The 19,709-nt window shown below is 68.5% G+C and carries 12 protein-coding genes; 4 read left to right on the top strand and 8 right to left on the bottom strand.

Going from position 1 to position 19,709, the window contains the following annotated elements:
- Positions 1–289: 289 nt before the first annotated feature.
- From QZM67_RS27975 to dnaE, 3 genes are read right to left on the bottom strand one after another with little or no spacing between them, the layout of a single operon-like run.
- Positions 290–1,360, bottom strand: coding sequence for a glycosyltransferase family 4 protein (locus QZM67_RS27975; RefSeq protein ID WP_301808383.1), 1,071 nt, complete (start codon positions 1,358–1,360; stop codon positions 290–292).
- A 34-nt stretch (positions 1,361–1,394) separates the two neighbouring features.
- Entirely contained in the window at positions 1,395–3,182 is a 1,788-nt protein-coding gene (gene msbA / locus QZM67_RS27970) for a lipid A export permease/ATP-binding protein MsbA (protein ID WP_301808380.1), read from the bottom strand.
- Positions 3,183–3,214: 32 nt separating this feature from the next.
- Positions 3,215–6,748 carry a DNA polymerase III subunit alpha gene (gene dnaE, locus QZM67_RS27965; protein ID WP_301808377.1) on the bottom strand — a complete coding sequence of 1,178 codons (3,534 nt, stop codon included), beginning with the start codon at positions 6,746–6,748 and terminating at the stop codon, positions 3,215–3,217.
- 216 nt (positions 6,749–6,964) lie between these two features.
- Here dnaE and QZM67_RS27960 point away from each other — a divergent pair, with 216 nt between their 5' ends.
- Both QZM67_RS27960 and gluQRS read left to right on the top strand, forming a co-directional pair.
- On the top strand, positions 6,965–7,819 hold the full coding sequence (locus QZM67_RS27960; RefSeq protein ID WP_301808373.1) for a sulfurtransferase: 855 nt from the start codon (positions 6,965–6,967) through the stop codon (positions 7,817–7,819).
- 22 nt (positions 7,820–7,841) lie between these two features.
- The gene (gene gluQRS / locus QZM67_RS27955) at positions 7,842–8,735 is read left to right on the top strand and encodes a tRNA glutamyl-Q(34) synthetase GluQRS (protein ID WP_301808370.1); all 894 of its coding nucleotides are present in this window, start codon (positions 7,842–7,844) and stop codon (positions 8,733–8,735) included.
- Positions 8,736–8,920: 185 nt separating this feature from the next.
- Here the strand turns inward: gluQRS and QZM67_RS27950 are convergent, their stop codons facing one another.
- The 4 genes from QZM67_RS27950 to purT all read right to left on the bottom strand — a co-directional run bounded on the left by QZM67_RS27950 (position 8,921) and on the right by purT (position 12,776).
- Complete coding sequence (locus tag QZM67_RS27950) at positions 8,921–10,489, bottom strand: DEAD/DEAH box helicase (protein ID WP_301808368.1); 1,569 nt, start codon at positions 10,487–10,489, stop codon at positions 8,921–8,923.
- 395 nt (positions 10,490–10,884) lie between these two features.
- The gene (locus QZM67_RS27945; protein ID WP_043189002.1) at positions 10,885–11,265 is read right to left on the bottom strand and encodes an MliC family protein; all 381 of its coding nucleotides are present in this window, start codon (positions 11,263–11,265) and stop codon (positions 10,885–10,887) included.
- Between the two features lie 92 nt (positions 11,266–11,357).
- Positions 11,358–11,543: a DUF6726 family protein gene (locus QZM67_RS27940; RefSeq protein WP_175023674.1), complete on the bottom strand. Its 186-nt coding sequence runs from the start codon at positions 11,541–11,543 to the stop codon at positions 11,358–11,360.
- A gap of 18 nt (positions 11,544–11,561) precedes the next feature.
- On the bottom strand, positions 11,562–12,776 hold the full coding sequence (gene purT / locus QZM67_RS27935) for a formate-dependent phosphoribosylglycinamide formyltransferase (RefSeq protein ID WP_301808362.1): 1,215 nt from the start codon (positions 12,774–12,776) through the stop codon (positions 11,562–11,564).
- Between the two features lie 213 nt (positions 12,777–12,989).
- On the opposite strand from purT, the gene QZM67_RS27930 reads away from it, so the two are divergent.
- Together QZM67_RS27930 and QZM67_RS27925 are read left to right on the top strand one after the other, a co-directional pair.
- On the top strand, positions 12,990–13,535 hold the full coding sequence (locus tag QZM67_RS27930; protein ID WP_301808360.1) for an META domain-containing protein: 546 nt from the start codon (positions 12,990–12,992) through the stop codon (positions 13,533–13,535).
- A gap of 176 nt (positions 13,536–13,711) precedes the next feature.
- Positions 13,712–18,358, top strand: a complete 4,647-nt coding sequence (locus QZM67_RS27925) for a DNA translocase FtsK (RefSeq protein ID WP_301808357.1) — start codon at positions 13,712–13,714, stop codon at positions 18,356–18,358.
- 97 nt (positions 18,359–18,455) lie between these two features.
- On the opposite strand, the gene QZM67_RS27920 is transcribed toward QZM67_RS27925, so the two are convergent.
- Positions 18,456–19,700, bottom strand: a complete 1,245-nt coding sequence (locus QZM67_RS27920; RefSeq protein ID WP_301808354.1) for a lactonase family protein — start codon at positions 19,698–19,700, stop codon at positions 18,456–18,458.
- Between the last annotated feature and the right edge of the window lie 9 nt (positions 19,701–19,709).

The following is a 19,709-nucleotide window of genomic DNA, read 5'->3' as shown; positions in this document are numbered from 1 at the left end:
CGGTTTACGGCGGGCGTCTCGATGGCAGGACTCGCAGTGAGCATCAGCCTGACGAACGGCCAATTCGTCACACGAATCGTCATGATCATTGTGGATTGAGTAAGTGCTTGCGCGGGGCAAATCGCGCCGCCGGGCAACCCGTTCGGCGCACCGGAGCGGAAATCGCGAGCCGGGCCGCCAAACACCGGCCTCCAGCCGGTAAACAGGCCGCCAGAGTATACCATCGCCCCCTCGCACTTCCGAACTGAAAGCCAGCCGACAGGCTGGCCATCGCGTGGCCGGGATGCCGTTACGCCGACGTACTCCCGCGGGCCGTGCGAGCCAGTGCGAGCAACTGCTCGACATGATGGCGCACGCCCGGGTCGTATCCCACCGCATCGTGTGCGACGGCCGCCCGGTCGACGGCTTGCGCCCCGCTCGCCGCCGTCGCCAGCACCGCGCGCAGCGCATCGACATCGTCCGCCGCGAACGTGAGCTTCGCATGCTCCGCGATCACATCGTGGCAACCCAGCGTCGGCGGCAGGATCACCGGCGTGCCGCACATGACCGACTCGATGCCGACCAGCCCGAACGGCTCGTATTTCGATGCAAGGATCGTGTAATCCGCTGCCCGGTAGCCGTCCTCGATGTCCTTCACGTAGCCGATGTAACGCAGTTGCGCCGAGGTCCGCTCGGGTGGCCGGCCGGCCACCGCGACGACGATCGACGCGTCCGTGCCATTCAGCGCGGCCTCGATCAGCGGCAGGCCCTTGCGCACGTGACTGCTCGATGGAAACAGCAGGACGACCTCGCGCTCGTCGAACCCGAAGCGGCGCCGCAACGCCGCCCGGTCGCTGTCGCCGATCGGTGTGAAGCGCTGCGCGTCGACCGGCGGATACAGCATGCGGATCTTCGCATCGTCAACGCCGTACAGCGTGCGCAACTCGTCGCGCATCATCTGCGAATGGGCGACGACGTAGCGCGCGGCCGCATATTGCCGACTCTCGAGCGCGATCTGGCGCCGGTCGAAATAGCCCGGCGCCCGGCCGATCGCGCGCAGGAAGCCGCGATGCGTGCCACCGCAAATCGCGATCTCGGCGCCAACGACCCGGTTGCAGCCGATCAGGACATCGACGTTCGCGGCGCGCCGCGCACTGCGCAGCCGCCACGAAAACCATTCGTCGCGCAGCTTGCCGGGCAGGAACGACACGTCGATCCGATGCGGCTCGACGAGCCGCGCCTCGGGAATCGACGCATCGATCGACCGCGCGAAGAACGCCGGCGTCACCCCCGCCGCCGCCATTCCTCGTGCGATATCGATCGCGTAGCGCTCGAGGCCGCCGCCGTGTTTCAACGCATTGGCCGACAGGCCGATCTTCATCGCGGCACTCCCGCGATACGAACCGGCGCGACGCTCACCCGGCCTCCTGCTGGAACTGGATCCGGTGCAGGTGCGCATACAGGCCGCCGGATTCGAGCAGCTCCGCGTGGTTGCCGCTCTCGACGATGCGGCCGCCATCCATCACGAGAATCCGGTCCGCGCGCTCGATCGTCGACAGCCGGTGCGCGATCACCAGCGTCGTACGGCCCTTCATCAGCGTCTCGAGCGCCGCCTGCACATGGCGCTCGGATTCGGAATCGAGCGCCGACGTCGCTTCGTCGAGAATCAGGATCGGCGCATCCTTGTAGATCGCGCGGGCGATCGCGAGGCGCTGGCGCTGGCCACCGGACAGGCGCATGCCGTTGTCGCCGACGAGCGTGTCGAGCCCGTCGGGCATCGCCTCGACCGTGCTGAGCAGGTTCGCCGCGCGCAGCGCCGCGATCACGCGCTCGCGGTCGGGCGTCTGCCCGTACGCGACGTTGCTCGCGATCGTGTCGTTGAACAGCACGACATCCTGGCTCACCATCGCGATCTGGCCGCGCAAGTCGCGCAGCTGGTACTCGGGCAACGCAACGCCGTCGACGAGGATCTCGCCGGAGGTCGGATCGAAGAATCGCGGCAACAGGTTGACGAGCGTCGTCTTGCCGCTGCCCGACGGGCCCGCGAGCGCGATCATCTCGCCGGGCGCGACGTCGAACGACACGCGATCGAGCGTCGGCTTGCCGGTACCTGCGCCGTACGCGAACGACACGTCGCGGAACCGGATCCGGCCCGTCGCCTTCTCGAGCGGCTTGCCGCCGCCTTCGGGCTCGCGCGGCTCGTCGATCAGGCCGAAGATCAGCTCGGCCGCCGTCATCCCGCGCTGCAGCGGCTGGTTCACGTCCATCAGGTGCTTGAGCGGCGAAATGATCAGCAGCATCGCGGTGACGAACGCGACGAAACCGCCGACCGTCGTCTGGTCGTTGGACGACTGCACGACCGCGATCGTCAGCACGACCGCCAGTGCGATCGACGCAAGAAACTGCGTGAGCGGCTGCGCGAGCCCGCCCGACACGATCATCCGCATCGAATAGCCGCGCAGGCGCCGGCTCAGCTCGTTGAAGCGGCCGATTTCGTACTGCTCGCCGTTGTGGATCTTGACGACCTTGTAGCCGCCCACGGTTTCCTCGACGATGTACGCGAGCTGGTTCGTCAGCATCTGGTGCTCGCGGTTCAGCCGGCGCAGGCGCCGGTTGATCTTGCCGACGAGCCAGCCGATGCACGGCAGCAGCACCGCGACGATCAGCGTGAGGCGCCAGTTCAGGTAGAACAGGTAGCCGAGCAGAAAGAGCACCGTCAACGAATCGCGCACGAGCGTGATCAGCACGCCCAGCAGGACGTTCAGGACCTGGTTGACCTCGAAGACGACCGCGTTGATCACCGTGCTCGCGGTCTCGCGCTGGAAAAACGACACGCCGGTGTGGATCATCCGGTCGAACATCTGGATCCGCAAATCGAGCAGGATCCGGTTCGATACGTATTGCAGCAGGTAGTTGGACGCGTACTGCGCGGCGGCCCGCACGAGCGCGAGACCGACGACCGCGATCGGCACGTAGAGCTTCGCGCTCACGTCGCCCTTGGTGCCGAAGCCGCGATCGAGCAGCGGCTTGAGCAGCGCCGGGATCCCGGCTTCGGTTGCCGCGACCACGGCCATCGCGAGGACGCCGGCCACCATCACCCACACGAGCGGCTTCAGGTAAGGCCACAAACGGCGTGCGACGACCACGGGCGACGACGCGTCTTCGCCGCCCAGGGGTTTGCTAAGAGTAGGCTTGACGCTCAAGATGCCCTCAAGGAATTCGAACCGGATGACATTCAGTAGACAATTTCGGCCGAGCTGCCGTCGAACGCCGCGCGCAGTTCCGCGAGCAGCACGTCGCTCGGCTTCACGCGCCACGCGTCGCCGAGACGCATTTCGCCCTGTGCCCGCGCGTTGCTGTAGTGGACCTGCACCGCGAGCCCGTTCGGCAGCGGCGCCTGCGGGCGGCGACCGCCATCGCGCCCGCCGCCGCGCGGCGCAGGCGCTTCAACCGCGGGCGCGGCGGCCGGGTCGTCCTTCGATACGTGCGGCTCGAGCACGCGGCGCAGCGCGACTGCGTCGGCGTTGCCGTTCATCGTCAGCCGCACGGCCTGTGCATAGCGGCTGCGTGCCCGCTCGAGATCCATCACCGTATCGGCCGTGAAGCGGATGCCGCCGGTAAACGCATCGTTGCGCGCCTGCCCCTGCACGATCAGCAACTCGTCTTCCTTGAACAGCGCCTTGTTCGCCTCGAACTGCTCGTTGAAGATCGTGATCTCGCACTGGCCCGAACCGTCGTCGAGCAGCGCGATCAGCATCTTGCCGCGCTGGGTCATCTGCGTGCGCAGCGACGCGATGATGCCGGCCACGATCTTGTCGCGCCCTTCCTTCAGGTCGCCGACCTTCTGCCGGACGAAGCGGCGCACCTCGTCGCGATACGCGTCGAACAGGTGGCCGGACAGGTAGAAGCCGAGCGCGCCCTTCTCTTCCTGCAGGCGGCGCTTGTCGTCCCATGCGGGCTCGTCGACGAGCGCATGCGCGTGCGGCGACTCGGCCCCCATGTCGAACAGGCCGGCCTGCATCGCGTTCGCCTCGGCCTGATCGGCCGCTTCCATCGCCAGCGGCACCGACGCGATCAGCTGCGCACGGTTCGTATTCAGCGAATCGAATGCGCCGGCGCGGATCAGCGCCTCGACCGTGCGGCGGTTGACGACGCGCCGGTCGATCCGCTCGCAGAAATCGAACAGGTCGGTGAACGCCTTTTCCTCGCGGGCGCGCAGGATTTCCTCGATCGCGTTCTGGCCGCTGCCCTTCACCGCGCCGAGGCCGTAGCGGATCGTGCGCGAGCGCTTGCCGTCGGCTTCGGCGACCGGCTCGAAGCGGTAATGTGACTGGTTGATGTCGGGCGGCAGCACGGCGAGGTTGTTCACGACGCAATCGTCGAACAGGATCTTCACCTTGTCGGTGTCGTCCATCGCGAGCGTCATGTTGGCCGCCATGAATTCGGCCGGATGGTGCGCCTTCAGCCACGCGGTGAAGTACGCGAGCAGCGCATAGGCGGCCGCGTGCGACTTGTTGAAGCCGTAGCCCGCGAACTTCTCCATCAAGTCGAAGATTTCGTCGGACTTCTCGCGTGTGAGGCCGTTCTTCGCCGCACCCGCCGCGAAGATCTCGCGGTGCTCGGCCATCTCCTCGGCCTTCTTCTTGCCCATCGCGCGGCGCAGCAAGTCCGCGCCGCCGAGCGAGTAGCCGCCGATGATCTGCGCCATCTGCATCACCTGCTCCTGATAGACCATGATGCCGTAGGTCTCTTTCAGGACGGGTTCGACGCGCGGATCGGGATACTCGACCTTCTCGCGGCCGTGCTTCCGTGCGCAGAAGCTCGGAATCAGGTCCATCGGGCCCGGACGGTACAACGACACGAGCGCGATGATGTCCTCGAAGCGGTCGGGCTGCGCATCCTTCAGCATGCCCTGCATCCCGCGGCTTTCCAGCTGGAACACTGCGACCGTGTTGGCCTTCTTCAGGATCTGGAACGAGGCGGGATCGTCGAGCGGCACCTGCGCGAGCGACCAGTCGGCCTTCGACGGATCGAGGCGGCGAATGTAGCGCTCGGCCCAATCGAGGATCGTCAGCGTCGTGAGACCCAGAAAGTCGAACTTCACGAGGCCGACGGCTTCGACGTCGTCCTTGTCGTACTGGCTGACGACACCGCCTTCGTCGCCCTGCGTGTACAGCGGGCAGAAATCGGTCAGCTTGCCGGGCGCGATCAGCACGCCGCCCGCGTGCATCCCGACGTTACGCGTGAGCCCTTCGACGCGCTGTGCGAGGTCGAGCAGCTGGTGCACTTCGTCCTCGTGGTCGTAGCGCTCCTGCAGCTGCGGCTCTTCCTTCATCGCGTCGGCGATCGTCACGTGCTTGCCCGGCTTGAACGGGATCAGCTTCGCAATGCCGTCGGTGAACATGTAGCCGAGGTCGAGCACACGGCCGATGTCGCGCACGGCCGCCTTCGCGGCCATCGTGCCGAAGGTGGCGATCTGGGACACGGCGTCCGCGCCGTACTTCTCCTTCACGTACTGGATCACGCGATCGCGGCCGTGCTGGCAGAAGTCGATGTCGAAGTCGGGCATCGACACGCGCTCCGGATTCAGGAATCGCTCGAACAGCAGGTTGTAGCGCAGCGGGTCGAGGTCGGTAATGCCGAGCGCGTACGCAACCAGCGAACCGGCGCCCGAGCCACGGCCCGGGCCGACCGGCACGCCGTTGTTCTTCGCCCAGTTGATGAAGTCCGCAACGATCAGGAAGTAGCCCGGGAAGCCCATCTTCGTGATGGTCCCGCACTCGAACTCGAGGCGCTTGTAGTACGTGTCGCGCTGCGCGTCGCGCTCGGCTTCGGCCGGATACAACTGCGCGAGGCGGGTCTCGAGCCCTTCCTTCGACAGCTGGACCAGGTAGTCGTCGAGCGACATGCCGTCCGGTGTCGGGAACAGCGGCAGTTTCGGCTTGCCGAGCTCGAGCTTCAGGTTGCAGCGTTTCGCGACTTCGACCGTGTTCGCGATCGCCGACGGCAGGTCGGCGAACAGCGCGGCCATGTCGTCCTGCGTGCGGAAATACTGGTCGGTCGTGAAACGCTTCTGGCGCCGCGGGTTCGCGAGGATGTCGCCTTCCGAGATACACACGCGCGCCTCGTGCGCGGTGAAATCGTCGTCGGTCATGAACTGCGTCGGGTGCGTCGCGACGACCGGCAGCTGCAGCGCCGCGGCGAGCGTCGCGGCCTGCTGGATGTACGCCTCGGCGCCCGGCTGGCCATAACGCTGCAGTTCGATGTAGAAACCGTCCGGGAACACCTTCGCCCAGCGCTCGGCGTGACGGCGCGCGGCTTCTTCGTTGCCCGCGGCAAGCGCGAGCCCGATATCGCCCTGTTGCGCGCCCGACAGCGCGAGCAGCCCCTGCGCGAGCTCGCCGTCGAGCCAGCTCGCGTCGAGTTCCGCACGGCCGCGGTACTGGTTCGTGAGCCACGCCTTCGACAGCAGCTCGCAGAGATTCAGGTAGCCGACCTTGTCCTTGACGAGCAGCAGCAGCCGCGACGGCTTGTCGCGGTCGTCCGGATTGGCGATCCAGACGTCGCAGCCGGCGATCGGCTTGATGCCCTTGCCGCGGGCTTCCTTGTAAAAACGGACGAGGCCGAATGCGTTGCCGAGATCGGTGAGCGCGAGCGCGCCCTGACCGTCTGCGGCTGCCGCCTTGACGATGTCGTCAATGCGCACGATGCCGTCGGCAATCGAGAATTCGGAGTGAACGCGAAGATGGACGAAGCGGGGATCTGACATGGGCGCTATTGTAGCCGCCCCGCCACGCGGGCTGCCCAAAAAATCCCCGCACCAGCCGTTCGGCCGATGCGCGCGACCACACGCCGCGCAGCTGGCCAAACGGCCGGATGCCGGCCTGAGCGCGGTTTGCGGGATAATACGGTTTTTCGAATCAACGCCCCGGCTTCGCACCCTTTTTTGCGGGCCGCCGTGCGGCCGTTTTCCCGTCGGACCATCATGACCATCGTCAACCTCGCCGCCTACCACTTCGTGTCGCTCGACGCGAACGACCAATGGCGCCCGCTCGTCACCGCCCGCTGCAACGAACTCGGCCTGCGCGGCACGATCCTGCTCGCACCGGAAGGCATCAACCTGTTCATCGCCGGCACGCGCGAAGCCGCAGACGCGTTCATCGCGTATCTCCGCCACGATCCGCTGTTCGAAGGCAAGTTCGCGTCGCTGCAGTTCAAGGAAAGCCTGTCCGACTCGCAGCCGTTCCGCCGCATGCTCGTGCGCCTGAAGCGCGAGATCATCACGATGAAGAAGCCGGCGATCAAGCCGGAACTCGGCCGCGCGCCGTTCGTCGACGCGCGCACGCTGAAGACGTGGCTCGATCGCGGCCACGACGACACGGGCCGCCCGGTCGTGATGCTCGACACGCGCAACGCGTTCGAAGTCGACGTCGGCACGTTCGACGATGCGCTCGACTACCGGATCGACAAGTTCAGCGAATTCCCGGAAGTCATCGACGCGAACCGCGCCGACCTCGAAGGCAAGACGGTCGTGTCGTTCTGCACGGGCGGCATCCGCTGCGAGAAAGCCGCGATCCACATGAAGGAAATCGGCATCGAGAACGTGTACCAGCTCGAAGGCGGGATCCTGAAGTACTTCGAGGAAGTCGGCGGCGCGCACTATCACGGCGACTGCTTCGTGTTCGACTACCGCACCGCGCTGAACCCGCAACTCCAGCCCACCGAGAACGTCACGTGCTTCGCGTGCCGCGCGGTCGTCACGCCGGAAGCGCAACAGTCGCCGAGCTACGTGCCCGGCAAGTCGTGCCCGGCCTGCGCACCGGCAGCGAGCGCCGCGTAAGCGCGCGTTGCCCCGCGCCCCGATGACTGCCTATCGCGGCCGCTTCGCGCCGTCGCCCACCGGCCCGCTGCACTTCGGCTCGCTGGTCGGCGCGCTCGCGAGCTGGCTCGACGCACGCGCGCACGGCGGCGCATGGCTCGTGCGCATCGAGGATCTCGACGGCCCGCGCACGGTACCCGGCGCGGCCGACGACATCCTCGCGACGCTCGCGCATTTCGGCATGACGCCCGACGAACCGCCCGTCTGGCAAAGCACACGCGATGCCGCCTATACGGTCGCACTCGAACGCCTCGTCGCGGCCGGGCTCGTTTATCCGTGCGGCTGCACGCGCAAGGAAATCGCCGATTCGCTGCGCGCCGCGCACGAGCGCCACACGACGCTCGCCTACCCTGGCACCTGCCGCACTGGCCTGCACGGCAAGCCCGCGCGCGCGTGGCGGCTGCGCGTGCCGGACGGCGACGATGCGGTCGTCACGTTCGACGATCGCTGGCAGCACACGCAATCGCAGAACCTCGCGACCGAAGTCGGCGATTTCGTGCTGAAGCGCGCGGACGGGCAATGGGCCTATCAGCTCGCGGTCGTTGTCGACGATGCCGATGCGCACATCACGCACGTCGTGCGCGGCGCCGACCTGCTCGACTCGACCGCGCGCCAGATCCACCTGCAGCACTGCCTCGGCGTGCCGACACCGCGATACCTGCATGTGCCCGTCGTCGTCGATGCGAACGGCGAAAAGCTCAGCAAGCAGACAGGCGCGACCGCGCTCGAATGCGACGATCCGCTGCCGGCGCTGCAAGCCGCAGCCGCGCACCTGGGCCTCGCTCCCGGCGGCGCGCTCGCAGGCACGACGCTCGACGCGTTCTACGCGGCGGCAACGGCCGCGTGGGCGACGCGCTTCGGGCCGCAAGCCGGCTAAACGCGCGGCAGCGCGCCGGTTTCGCGGCGATCGGGCGTCGGCCGGGTGCCGACTGCATCGCTCCCCGCCAGCGCCCCACACGTCCCCCATCGAACCGCGGCTCCAATGAAAAACGGGCACATGCTCATCGCATGCACCCGCTTCTCCCGCAGCGCTCGCGCGCCGCACCGTCACATCCGCCGGGCTTACGCCGACGGCTTGCGCGGCATCCCGAACCCGCCGAGCAGCGCGGCGACCTGACGCTTCGGCCCCTTCTTCTCGGGCTGCTGCGCAGGCTGCGCGTCTTCCTGCTGCTTCGCCGGCGCCGACGGCTCGTACGGCTTCAGGAAGAAATCGTCGACCGGCGCTTCGTGGCGACGGTGATGGCCGCGCTCGGAACCGCCCGGCCGGCGACCCGATGCGCCACGATGCTCTTCGCGTTCGCGACGGCCGCCGCGTTCACCGCCTCGTTCGCCACCGCGCTCGCTGTTGCGATCGCCGCCGCGGTCGTTGCCGCGCTCGTCGTGACGGTGGCGCGCCGGCTTGTCGAGCGCGAGCGTCTGCATTTCGAGCGGACGCTTGATCAGCTTCTCGATATCGGCGAGCTGCTTGCGCTCGTTCGGGCTGCACAGCGACAGCGCGTCGCCCGTCGCACCCGCACGGCCGGTACGGCCGATCCGGTGCACGTAGTCTTCCGCGCTGAACGGCAGGTCGAAGTTGATCACGGCCGGCAGCTCGGCGATGTCGAGACCGCGCGCGGCCACGTCGGTCGCGACCAGCGCTTCGATCTCGCCGCGCTTGAACGCGTCGAGCGCCTGCATCCGCTCGATCTGCGTCTTGTCGCCGTGGATCGCCGACGCGACCACGCCGTCGCGCTCGAGATTGCGCGCAAGCCGGCTCGCGCCGATCTTGCTGTTGCAGAACACGATCACCTGCTTGAGCCCGCGATCGCGCAGCAACTGCACGACAGCTGCCTGCTTGTCGCCTTCGGCGACGTCGTAGACGATCTGCGTGACGTTCGCGTTCGTCGAGTTGCTGCGCGCGACCTCGATCGTCTGCGGGTTGCGCAGGTAGGTCGACGCGAGCTTCTTGATTTCGCCCGAGAAGGTGGCCGAGAACAGCAGCGTCTGGCGCTCCTTCGGCAGCAGGTTCAGGATGCGCTGCAGGTCGGGCAGAAAGCCCATGTCGAGCATCCGGTCGGCTTCGTCGAGCACCAGGATCTGCACCTGGCCGAGGTTCGCCGTCTTCTGCTGCACGTGGTCGAGCAGGCGGCCTGGCGTCGCGATCAGGATCTCGACGCCGCGGCGCAGTTCGGCCATCTGCGGGTTCATGTCGACGCCGCCGAACACGACCGCGCTGCGCAGCGGCGTGTGCTTCGCATACGCGTGCACGTTCGCGGCGACCTGGTCGGCGAGTTCGCGGGTCGGCGTGAGGATCAGCGCACGCACCGGGTGGCGCGCCGGTGACGCGCTCGTATTGGCCTGCGGCAGCAGCCGCTGGATGATCGGCAGCGAGAAGCTCGCGGTCTTGCCGGTACCCGTTTGCGCGGCGCCCATGACGTCGCGGCCGGCGAGCACGACCGGAATGGCCTGCGCCTGGATCGGCGTCGGCGTCGTATAGCCCTGCTCCGCAATGGCTTTCAGGATATCGGCGGCAAGGCCGAATTGATCGAAGGTTGCGTCGACGGGCTTGGCGACAGAATCGGACATGGTGGCGTTTCGCTCAAAAGGCGCGGCGGGGACATCGTGCGTCAGGCCAGCCGGGCCTGCGCTCATCACAATTCGGAAATAGACGGAGCCGCGGCGCGCCGCGCGGCGCCGCTCTGGCGCATGGGACCGGTTCAATACGAACGCTGGACGCCAGGCCGTGCGGACTCCGTTCGGCGCGAATGCCGGCGGAAAGGGGCGTATTGTAGCACTGCGCGGCCATCTGTCCGTGACAACGCCGCGAACGGCCGCAATGGCGGTTCGCGCAATGGGCCCGGGCAGGCCCTCGTGGTCGACGGATGGCCCGATCGGGCTGTCCCGATCGGCCGGTGGGCAATTTAAAGGGTCCGATCCCGGATCGTCTTGCCCGGCCGCCCGCTGCCAGCCCGCCTGCCGGGCCGTCACGCACGGGAGCCGGCCGCCGACAGGCACCGGCAGCGCACGATCCGCGTTCGCCCAGGCGCTCAGCCCTTCTTCTTTTTCTTCTCGACCTGTACGCAATCGCCCAGCAGCGGCGGCGAATTCTGGTCGGCGATCTCGTCGCGCAGCGTCGCTTCCTTGCCCTTCGTCCACCACGTGTAGCGGCCGGCCTGGTAGCGCGCGCCCGACGCCGACACGGTGTCGACGAACAGCATCTGCTTCCCGTTGACCGGCACGAGCGCAAAGCTCTGGCCGTTGCCCGCGAGCCAGTACGACACGCGCACCGGCTGCTTCTGGTTCGCACATTGGTAGACGGCCTGCTGGCGCGAATCGGCGTCGATCTCTTCGACGGTCAGCTGTGCGGCATGCGCGACGGAGACGGCGGTGCCGGCAAGCGCGAGCGCGGCGAGGGTTTGGCGAATCATGCAGGTCCTCTCACGAGACGGTTGGAAACGCGCCCTCGCGGGGCGCGCGATTATTGTTGGCGATCGGTTGGCGATCGCGTCGGGTATCGCGATCAGGGATCGATGACGTCGGCACACGCGTCGGTCGGCGCGGCCGCGACGTGGCCGACGAGCGGCACGATCTTGAGCCCGGCCGAGGCCACCCGGCACGGTGCGGCCGCAAGGCCGCAACCCGCGAGACTCGCGGCAAGCGCCAGCGCGGCGGCCAGCTTTCCGATACGCAACCACTTCGACGTCATCGTCCTCTCCTGGTTACGTCAGCGCGCCGACACGGGCCGGACGGCCGCCGCAGCACGCTTCGCGCGTTCGCGGGCTTCGTCGACGGTCGCGCCGGTCGCCAGCGCGACGCCCATGCGCCGCTTCGCAAAACTTTCCGGTTTGCCGAACAGGCGCAGGTCGGCGCCCGGCACCGCCAGCGCGTCGCGCACGCCTTCGAACGCGATGCCGCGCTCGTCGAGCCCGCCGTAGATCACGGCCGATGCCGCCGGCGTGCCGAGTGCCGGATCGACCGGCAGCCCGAGAATCGCGCGCGCGTGCAACTCGAATTCCGACTGGCGCTGCGATGCGAGCGTGACGAGGCCCGTATCGTGCGGCCGCGGGCTCACCTCGGAGAACCATACGTCGTCGCCGCGCACGAACAGCTCGACGCCGAACATCCCGCGCCCGCCGAGCGCCTCGGTGACCTTGTGCGCGATCTCGCGCGACTTCTCGAGCGCCACCGCGCTCATCGGCTGCGGCTGCCACGACTCGACGTAGTCGCCCGCGACCTGCACGTGGCCGACCGGCTCGCAGAAGTAGGTGCGCGTGGCGTTCGTCGCCGGATCGATCGCGCGCACGGTGAGCTGCGTGATCTCGTAGTCGAAGTCGACAAAGCCTTCGACGATCACGCGGCCGTGATTCACGCGGCCGCCCGCCATCGCGTAGTCCCACGCCGGCTTCACGTCGGCTTCCGTCTTCACGACCGACTGCCCCTTGCCCGACGACGACATCACGGGCTTCACGACGCACGGCATGCCGATCTTCGCGATCGCCGCGCTGAACGCGTCGAACGAATCCGCGAACGCATACGGCGACGTCGGCAGGCCGAGCTCCTCGGCCGCAAGCCGGCGAATCCCTTCGCGGTTCATCGTGAGCTGCGTCGCGCGCGCGGTCGGGATCACTTCGGCGAGACCGGCCGCCTCGATCGCCGCGAGTGCGTCGGTGGCGATCGCCTCGATCTCGGGCACGATCAGGTGCGGGCGTTCGGCCTCGACGATCGCCCGCAGCGCGGCGGCGTCCGTCATGTCGATCACGTGCGCGCGATGCGCGACCTGATGGCCCGGTGCATCCGGATAGCGGTCGACCGCGACGACTTCGACGCCGAGCCGCTGCAACGCGATGATGACTTCCTTGCCGAGTTCGCCGGCGCCGAGCAGCATGACGCGCGTGGCCGAGGGTGAGAGCGGCGTACCGAGCCGCTGACCGATCTGCATGTGATTACCCGCTTCTGGTGGAGGACGAAAACGGCTCCGATGTTAACACGCGCCACGACACCGGTTTGGTGCGTTTCGCCGGGCCGGCAACCGGCCGCGGGCCGCTCGCGAGCGGACTGCGAACGTTTTCACGCGCGAAGTGTCGGCTCGCCTGCCGCGGGGCGGGTGCGTTACTCTTACGCCTTGATCAGAATCCGATGAGGAACGAGGCTCATGTCCCACCTGTCCGCGGCCGCACGCGCACGCACCGGCCTGCTTCGCCCGTTGCGCGCGCCGCTCAGCGCGTTGACGCTTGCCACGCTTCTCGCCGCCTGCGCGATGCCGACCCACCCCGATTCCGCCGCACCCGCACCCGACCCGTACAACCCGGCCGCCGTCCAGCTGCTCGACGACACGAGCTGGGAGCTCACCAGCTGGCTGAATGCCGACGGCACGCAGCGCGCGATCCCGCACGGCGACAACGGCGAGCCGATCAAGCTCGCGCTGTCGAGCGACTCGGGCATCCGGCGCGCCAGCGGGTTCTCGGGCTGCAACCGCTACATGGGTACCTACGCGATCAAGAACGGCCTGTTGAGCTTCGGGCCGCTCGCCGGCACGCGGATGGCCTGCCCGAATACGCTCGGCGGCCAGCTCGAAGCCGCTTACCTCGACGCACTCGCCCACATCGACAAGGCCGGCGTGCAGATGCGCGAGCCGCAGCAATTACAGATCGTGACCGCTTCCGGCGCAACGCTGACCTTCACGCACCGGAGCCCCTGATGCACGGCGCGCGCGAAGGCCGACCGACCGCCTTCGCGGGCGCGCCACGCGCGGGTGCCGCGCACCCGCGTCGCGCGGCGTGAATCGGATGCACGCCGCGTTAGAGTCTTGTCCGCCGGCCGGTTAAACTCGGCGGGTCGCGCCCCGCGCGCCCCTCCCCACTCCTGTTTCAAAGCATGCACACGGTTGTCTTCGGCTGGTTCGGCATCTCCGCCGTCTGGTTCCTCCTTCTCTTCTGGCGTCTCGTGCAGGCGATGCTGCCCGGCGGCGGCGGGCTCGCCGGCCGCGGCTCGATCCGCCTGTGGCTCGGCTTCGCCGCGGTATTCGTGGCGAGTTGCACGCTGACGAGCCCGCTGTCGGGCCCCGACACGGACGCGCTCGGCCACGCATTCTCGGCAGGCTTCGCCCACGTGCTCGGCCCGATCGGCACGCCGGTCGCGATGGTCGTGCTGTTCTTCGCCGGGCTACCCTGGCTGACCGGCATCGGCTGGCGGCAGTTCGCCGCGTGGGTCGACACGTCGTTCGGCGTCAAGCTGTCGCGCGACGGCAGCGACGACGATGCGCGCAGCATCGCCGACCTGCCGCGCAGCGCGCTGCATCGCGACGACGACGTCGTCCAGCCGAGTACCGCACATACCGTCAACTCGATGGCGCCGCGCCAGAACGGCCGGTATTCGCGTCCGACGCTGTGGAAACCCGACCCGCAGGCGCGGCCGAAGCCGCGCAGCACCCCGCCCCCGCGCCCTCATGTGGAACCCGTTGCGCCGTCAGGCTGGCTGAAGCCGACCGCGCCCCAACGCACGCCGACGACGCCCGCGCCGATCCCCCCGGCCAGCGCGATGCCGCCGCCCACGACCGGCAGCACCGCCAGCCTCGCGCGCGCAGCGGCGAACTCGCAAGTCCCGCGCCCCGACCCAGCCCCGCTTCCGGTCGGATTCGAACCCGTCCGCCCGCGGCCGACTGCCGCGCGACCGACCACTGCCGCGTTGAAGCAGACCCCGCCGCGTACCACGGTCACGCCGCGGCCGGCCGCCGCGCAGCCGCAGCGCCCGCCGGTGCGCCCCGCCGCAGGAGCCGGTTCGGCCGGCCTGCCGTCGGATGCGGCACGACGTCGCCCGGCGCCGCCAACGCCGGCGCGCGCGCCGCTCTATGCCTGGACGGAAAAACCCGCCGCGGCGATCACGCCGGCGCCGAGCGTGCACGACACGCTGCGCTCGATCGAGGCCAGCACCGCACAGTGGGCGACGCTGGGCAGTGCGCCGTCGGCCGACGCAGGGCACGCGGCAGCGGCAGCCGCGACCGTGGCTGGTGTGGCTGCGGCAGCAGCCGGCATGGCAGCGCCCGCAGCGGCGGCCGTGCCGACCGGGATCGCGTCCGCGACCCACGGCCTCGCGGCGCATGACGCCCCTGTTCCGCTCGCACACGATGCGGCGCCGGCGTACGACGACAACGCACCGATCGTGCTCGACGCGTTCATGCCGGCAGCGCCCGCTGCCCATGCACCGGTTAGCGATGCAGGCGCCGTGACGTTCGACGCTACGGCACCGCACGCGCTGCCGGATACCGGCATCGACGATGCCGCGTTCCCGGATCGCGCCGACGATGCGATCCGATTCGCCGACGATGCGCCCGCCGCGCCGGCATCGGGAATCACGCCCGCGCCGTCGTTCGACGCACCCATCGACCTCGCGCCGTGGGAAGATCTCGCCAGCCAGCCGGCTTCCGCGTTCGACGCATCGGGCTGGAATCCGGTCGCCGAATCATCGACGGACACGACGGGATCGGAAGCGGCTCATGCTCCCGCCGCACAACCCGCGACCGAGGCGGTTCACGACATCGCCGCAAGCGACCCGTCGGCATCGTTCGATACCGACGACGAGGACACGGCGCAACCGGCTCCCGCAATCGATCGCACGGCATCGGCCCGCGTGCCGCAGGGCATCGCCGACGTGAAGCCCGCCGGGAACATCGCACCGTTCGCGGCCCTCCCCTCTTCGCCGATCGCCGAAACGCCGTCGCGCGCAAGCACCGAAGCCAGGCCGTTTGCGGCAGCGCCGACACCGGCCGCACCGGAAGCCGCCAAGCCGGACACGGTGGAATCTGCGGCACGGCCGTCGGGAGTCGCTCAGGGCGCCGCCCCGACAGCGGCATGGACGTGGACGCCGTCGACGGCACAACCTGCCACGACGAATCCGCCCGTTGCCGCTGAATTGCCGAAATCTCCGGTCGCCGCTCAACCGTTTGCCGCCGCGCAAACGGCTTCGGCAACGGCTGCGTCGCCGCTCGTTGGCACCACCCACGGTTCGACCGCGCAAGCACCAGCATCGCCCGTTGCGCCGGTCACCGCTGCCGCTTCACCGAATGGCATGACCGGCGCTGCGTCGGCTGCGCTTTCGCAGCCCGCCGCGTCGGCATCGACCGTTGCATCTGGCACGCCGGCATCCCCCATCGGCGTGACCAGCACTGCGTCGGCTTCGCTTTCGCATCCCGCTGCTTCGGCACCGACCGTTGCATCTGTCACGCCGGCATCTCCCATCGACGTGACCGGCGCTGCGTCGGCTGCGCTTTCGCAGCCCGCCGCTTCGGCATCGACCGCCGCATCTGTTGCGCCGATCAGCGATACGGGCACGGTTTACGGTTCGCTCTCCCGCGCATCGACACCCGTACCGAACGTTGCGCCCACCGTGACGCCGTCGACGGTCGGCCCGTCGGCTTCGACATCCGGTTCGAACGCACCGGCGCCCGCACCGGTTGCCTCGTCGGCAATCGGCACCGCGACGCCCGTAAATGTCGCGTCCGGCTCGATCACTGCGCCGTCTTCCGCCCCCGCCCCGACACCTCCGGTCAGCCCGGCAACCTCGTCGACGGGTACGACATTCGGCACATTTAGCCCCTCCGGCGCAGTCGCACCGATCGCCACGGCCGCGGCCACTCCGGCGCAACCGATCGCCGGCTCGCCCGTCACGCCGGCCGGCTCGCTGATGTCGTTCGGCGCAACCGCCGCGACACAGGCTCCGTCGATCGCTTCCGCCCCCATAGCAATCGGAGCCACGACGTTCGCCCCCCAACCCGCCCCGGCCTCGTCGCCGGCCAGCTGGTCCGTGTCGAATGTCGCCGCAACACCGGCAGCCGCATCGACCGTGGCACCGCCGCAACCCGCCGCGACACTCCCCGGCGCGAATCTGTCCTCACCGGCAATCCCCGTTGCCCCGCCGGCCGAAGCAGCCACCGCCGCGGCGACCGAACCGGCCGCGCCGATCGAAGCCGCATCGCCGCCGCCCCCCGACACCCCCGCTCGCCAGCCGCGCCCGAACGCGTTCGAATTCCACGCGCCCGCGTCGTTCAACGTCGAACTGCCGACGCTCGACCTGCTCGAACCCGCATCCGGCGACATCGAAACGATCACCGAAGAACACCTCGCGCAGACGGCGCAGGTGATCGAACAGCGCCTGCAGGAATTCAAGGTGCCGGTGACGGTGGTCGGCGCGTCGGCCGGCCCCGTGATCACGCGCTTCGAGATCGAACCCGCGCTCGGCGTGCGCGGCAGCCAGATCGTCGGGCTGATGAAGGACCTGTCGCGCGGCCTCGGCCTCACGTCGATCCGTGTCGTCGAGACGATTCCCGGCAAGACCTGCATGGGCCTCGAACTGCCGAACGCGAAGCGCCAGATGATCCGCCTGTCGGAAATCCTCGAATCGCGCCAGTACCAGCACTCGGCCTCGCAGCTGACGATCGCGATGGGCAAGGACATCACCGGCCACCCGGTCGTCACCGATCTCGCGAAGGCGCCGCACATGCTGGTCGCGGGCACGACGGGCTCGGGCAAGTCGGTCGCGATCAACGCGATGATCCTGTCGCTGCTGTACAAGGCGACACCCGAGGACGTGCGGCTGATCATGATCGACCCGAAGATGCTGGAGCTGTCGGTCTACGAAGGCATCCCGCACCTGCTCGCACCGGTCGTCACCGACATGAAGCTCGCGGCGAATGCGCTGAACTGGTGCGTCGGCGAGATGGAGAAGCGCTACCGGCTGATGTCGGCCGTCGGCGTGCGCAACCTCGCGGGCTTCAACCAGAAGATCCGCGACGCCGAAGCGAAGGAAAAGAAGATCGGCAACCCGTTCTCGCTGACGCCCGAGGATCCCGAGCCGCTGTCGACGCTGCCGCTGATCGTCGTCGTGATCGACGAGCTGGCCGACCTGATGATGGTCGCCGGCAAGAAGATCGAAGAGCTGATCGCGCGCCTCGCGCAGAAGGCCCGCGCGGCCGGCATCCACCTGATCCTCGCGACGCAGCGTCCGTCGGTCGACGTGATCACCGGCCTGATCAAGGCGAACATCCCGACGCGCGTCGCGTTCCAGGTGTCGTCGAAGATCGACTCGCGCACGATTCTCGACCAGATGGGCGCGGAATCGCTGCTCGGGATGGGCGACATGCTGTTCCTGCCGCCGGGCACCGGTTATCCGCAGCGCGTGCACGGCGCGTTCGTCGCCGACGAGGAAGTGCACCGGGTCGTCGAGTACCTGAAGCAGTTCGGCGAGCCGCAGTACGAGGAAGGGATCCTCGACGGCCCGGCCGCCGACGGCGCAACGCAGGACCTGTTCGGCGAAGCGCCGGACGCGGAAGCCGATCCGCTGTACGACGAAGCCGTCGCGTTCGTCGTGCGCACGCGGCGCGCGTCGATCTCGTCGGTGCAGCGGCAGTTGCGCATCGGCTACAACCGCGCCGCACGCCTCGTCGAGCAGATGGAAGCAGCCGGGCTCGTGTCGCCGATGGGCATCAACGGCAGCCGCGAGGTGCTCGTGCCGGCCGCGGCCGACTGAGCGCGGCGGCTGGCCGCCGGCAACCGACAGGGGCGCACCGGTAAACCGGCGGCCCCTGAAAAACGAAGGGCGCTGCATCGGCAGCGCCCTTTTTCATTTACTGCACCGGCACCAGCTTGAAGTCGACCGGCTTGCCGACCGCCACCTTCTGCGGATTCGGGCCGAGCTGCCCCGTTTCGACATTGCGGCTGAACACGTAGAACGTATCGCTGTCCTGGTTGCCGACGATCAGCCACTTGCCGGTCGGATCGATCAGGAACTCGCGCGGCGTCTTGCCGAGGCTCGACTGGCGGCCGACCTGCTTCAACCGGCCGTCGGCCTGGTTCACCGCGTAGATCACGAGGTCGTTCGCGTCGCCGCGGTTGCTCACGTACAGGAAGCGGCCGTCCGGCGACAGATGGATCGCGCCGCCGCCGACCTTGCCCTTGAAGCCCGGCGCCGTCATCGACACGGTCTCGACCGGCGTCAGCTTGCCGTCGTGGTAGCCGAACACCTCGACCGACGCGTTGAGCTCGCTCGTCACGTACGCGTACCGGCCGTCGGCGCCGAACACCATGTGACGCGGGCCCGAGCCTGCCTTCACCGGCGTGTAGCGGGTGTCGGTCGGGCTGATCAGCCCGCGGCTGCCGTCCACCGTGTAGCGGTAGCCGTAGATCTTGTCCGCGCCGAGATCCTGCACGAACAGGTAACGGCCATCCGGCGAAAACACCGTCGAATGCACGTGCGCGCCGTCCTGGCGGCCCTTCACGGGACCGGTGCCTTCATGGTGCACGGTCAACACGGACTGGCCGACCGCGCCGTCGTCGCGCAGCGGAAACACCGCGAAGCTGCCGCCCGGATCCTTCGCGACCGAGTAGTTGGCGGTCACGAGGTACTTGCCGTCCGGCGACAGCGCGAGATAGCAAGGATCGTTCCCTTCCGACGACACGCGGTCGATGAAGCTCAGCGCGCCCGTCTTCGCGTCGAAGCGGAATGCGCTGACGCCGCCGCGCTGCGTCGCCGGCCCGTCGTCGCCGGGCAGTTCGTTGACCGCGTAGACGGTGCGACCGTCGCGGCTCGGCAACAGGTAGGACGGATTCACGGTCTTCGCCGACGACACCGGCGCCACGCTGCCGGATTTCGTATCGAAGCGGTACACATAGATCCCGTCGCTGCCGCCGCCCGTGTAGGTGCCGACGAGCAGGTTGTAGACGCCGTCGGCCGGGGCGGGTGATTGCTGCGCAAATGCGTGGGTCGCGGACAAGGAGAGCACGATCGCGAAACCTTTCATCCAGTGAGCGAGCCTAAGCGGGAACCCTCGTGTCGAAGCGCGTGCGTCACGCTCGCGTAAACGGTTGGGCATTGAATCCTC

The sequence above is a fragment of the Burkholderia sp. AU45251 genome, assembly GCF_030482905.1.
Classification (GTDB): Bacteria; Pseudomonadota; Gammaproteobacteria; order Burkholderiales; family Burkholderiaceae; genus Burkholderia; species Burkholderia aenigmatica.
This window is presented reverse-complemented; position numbering and strand designations above follow the sequence as displayed.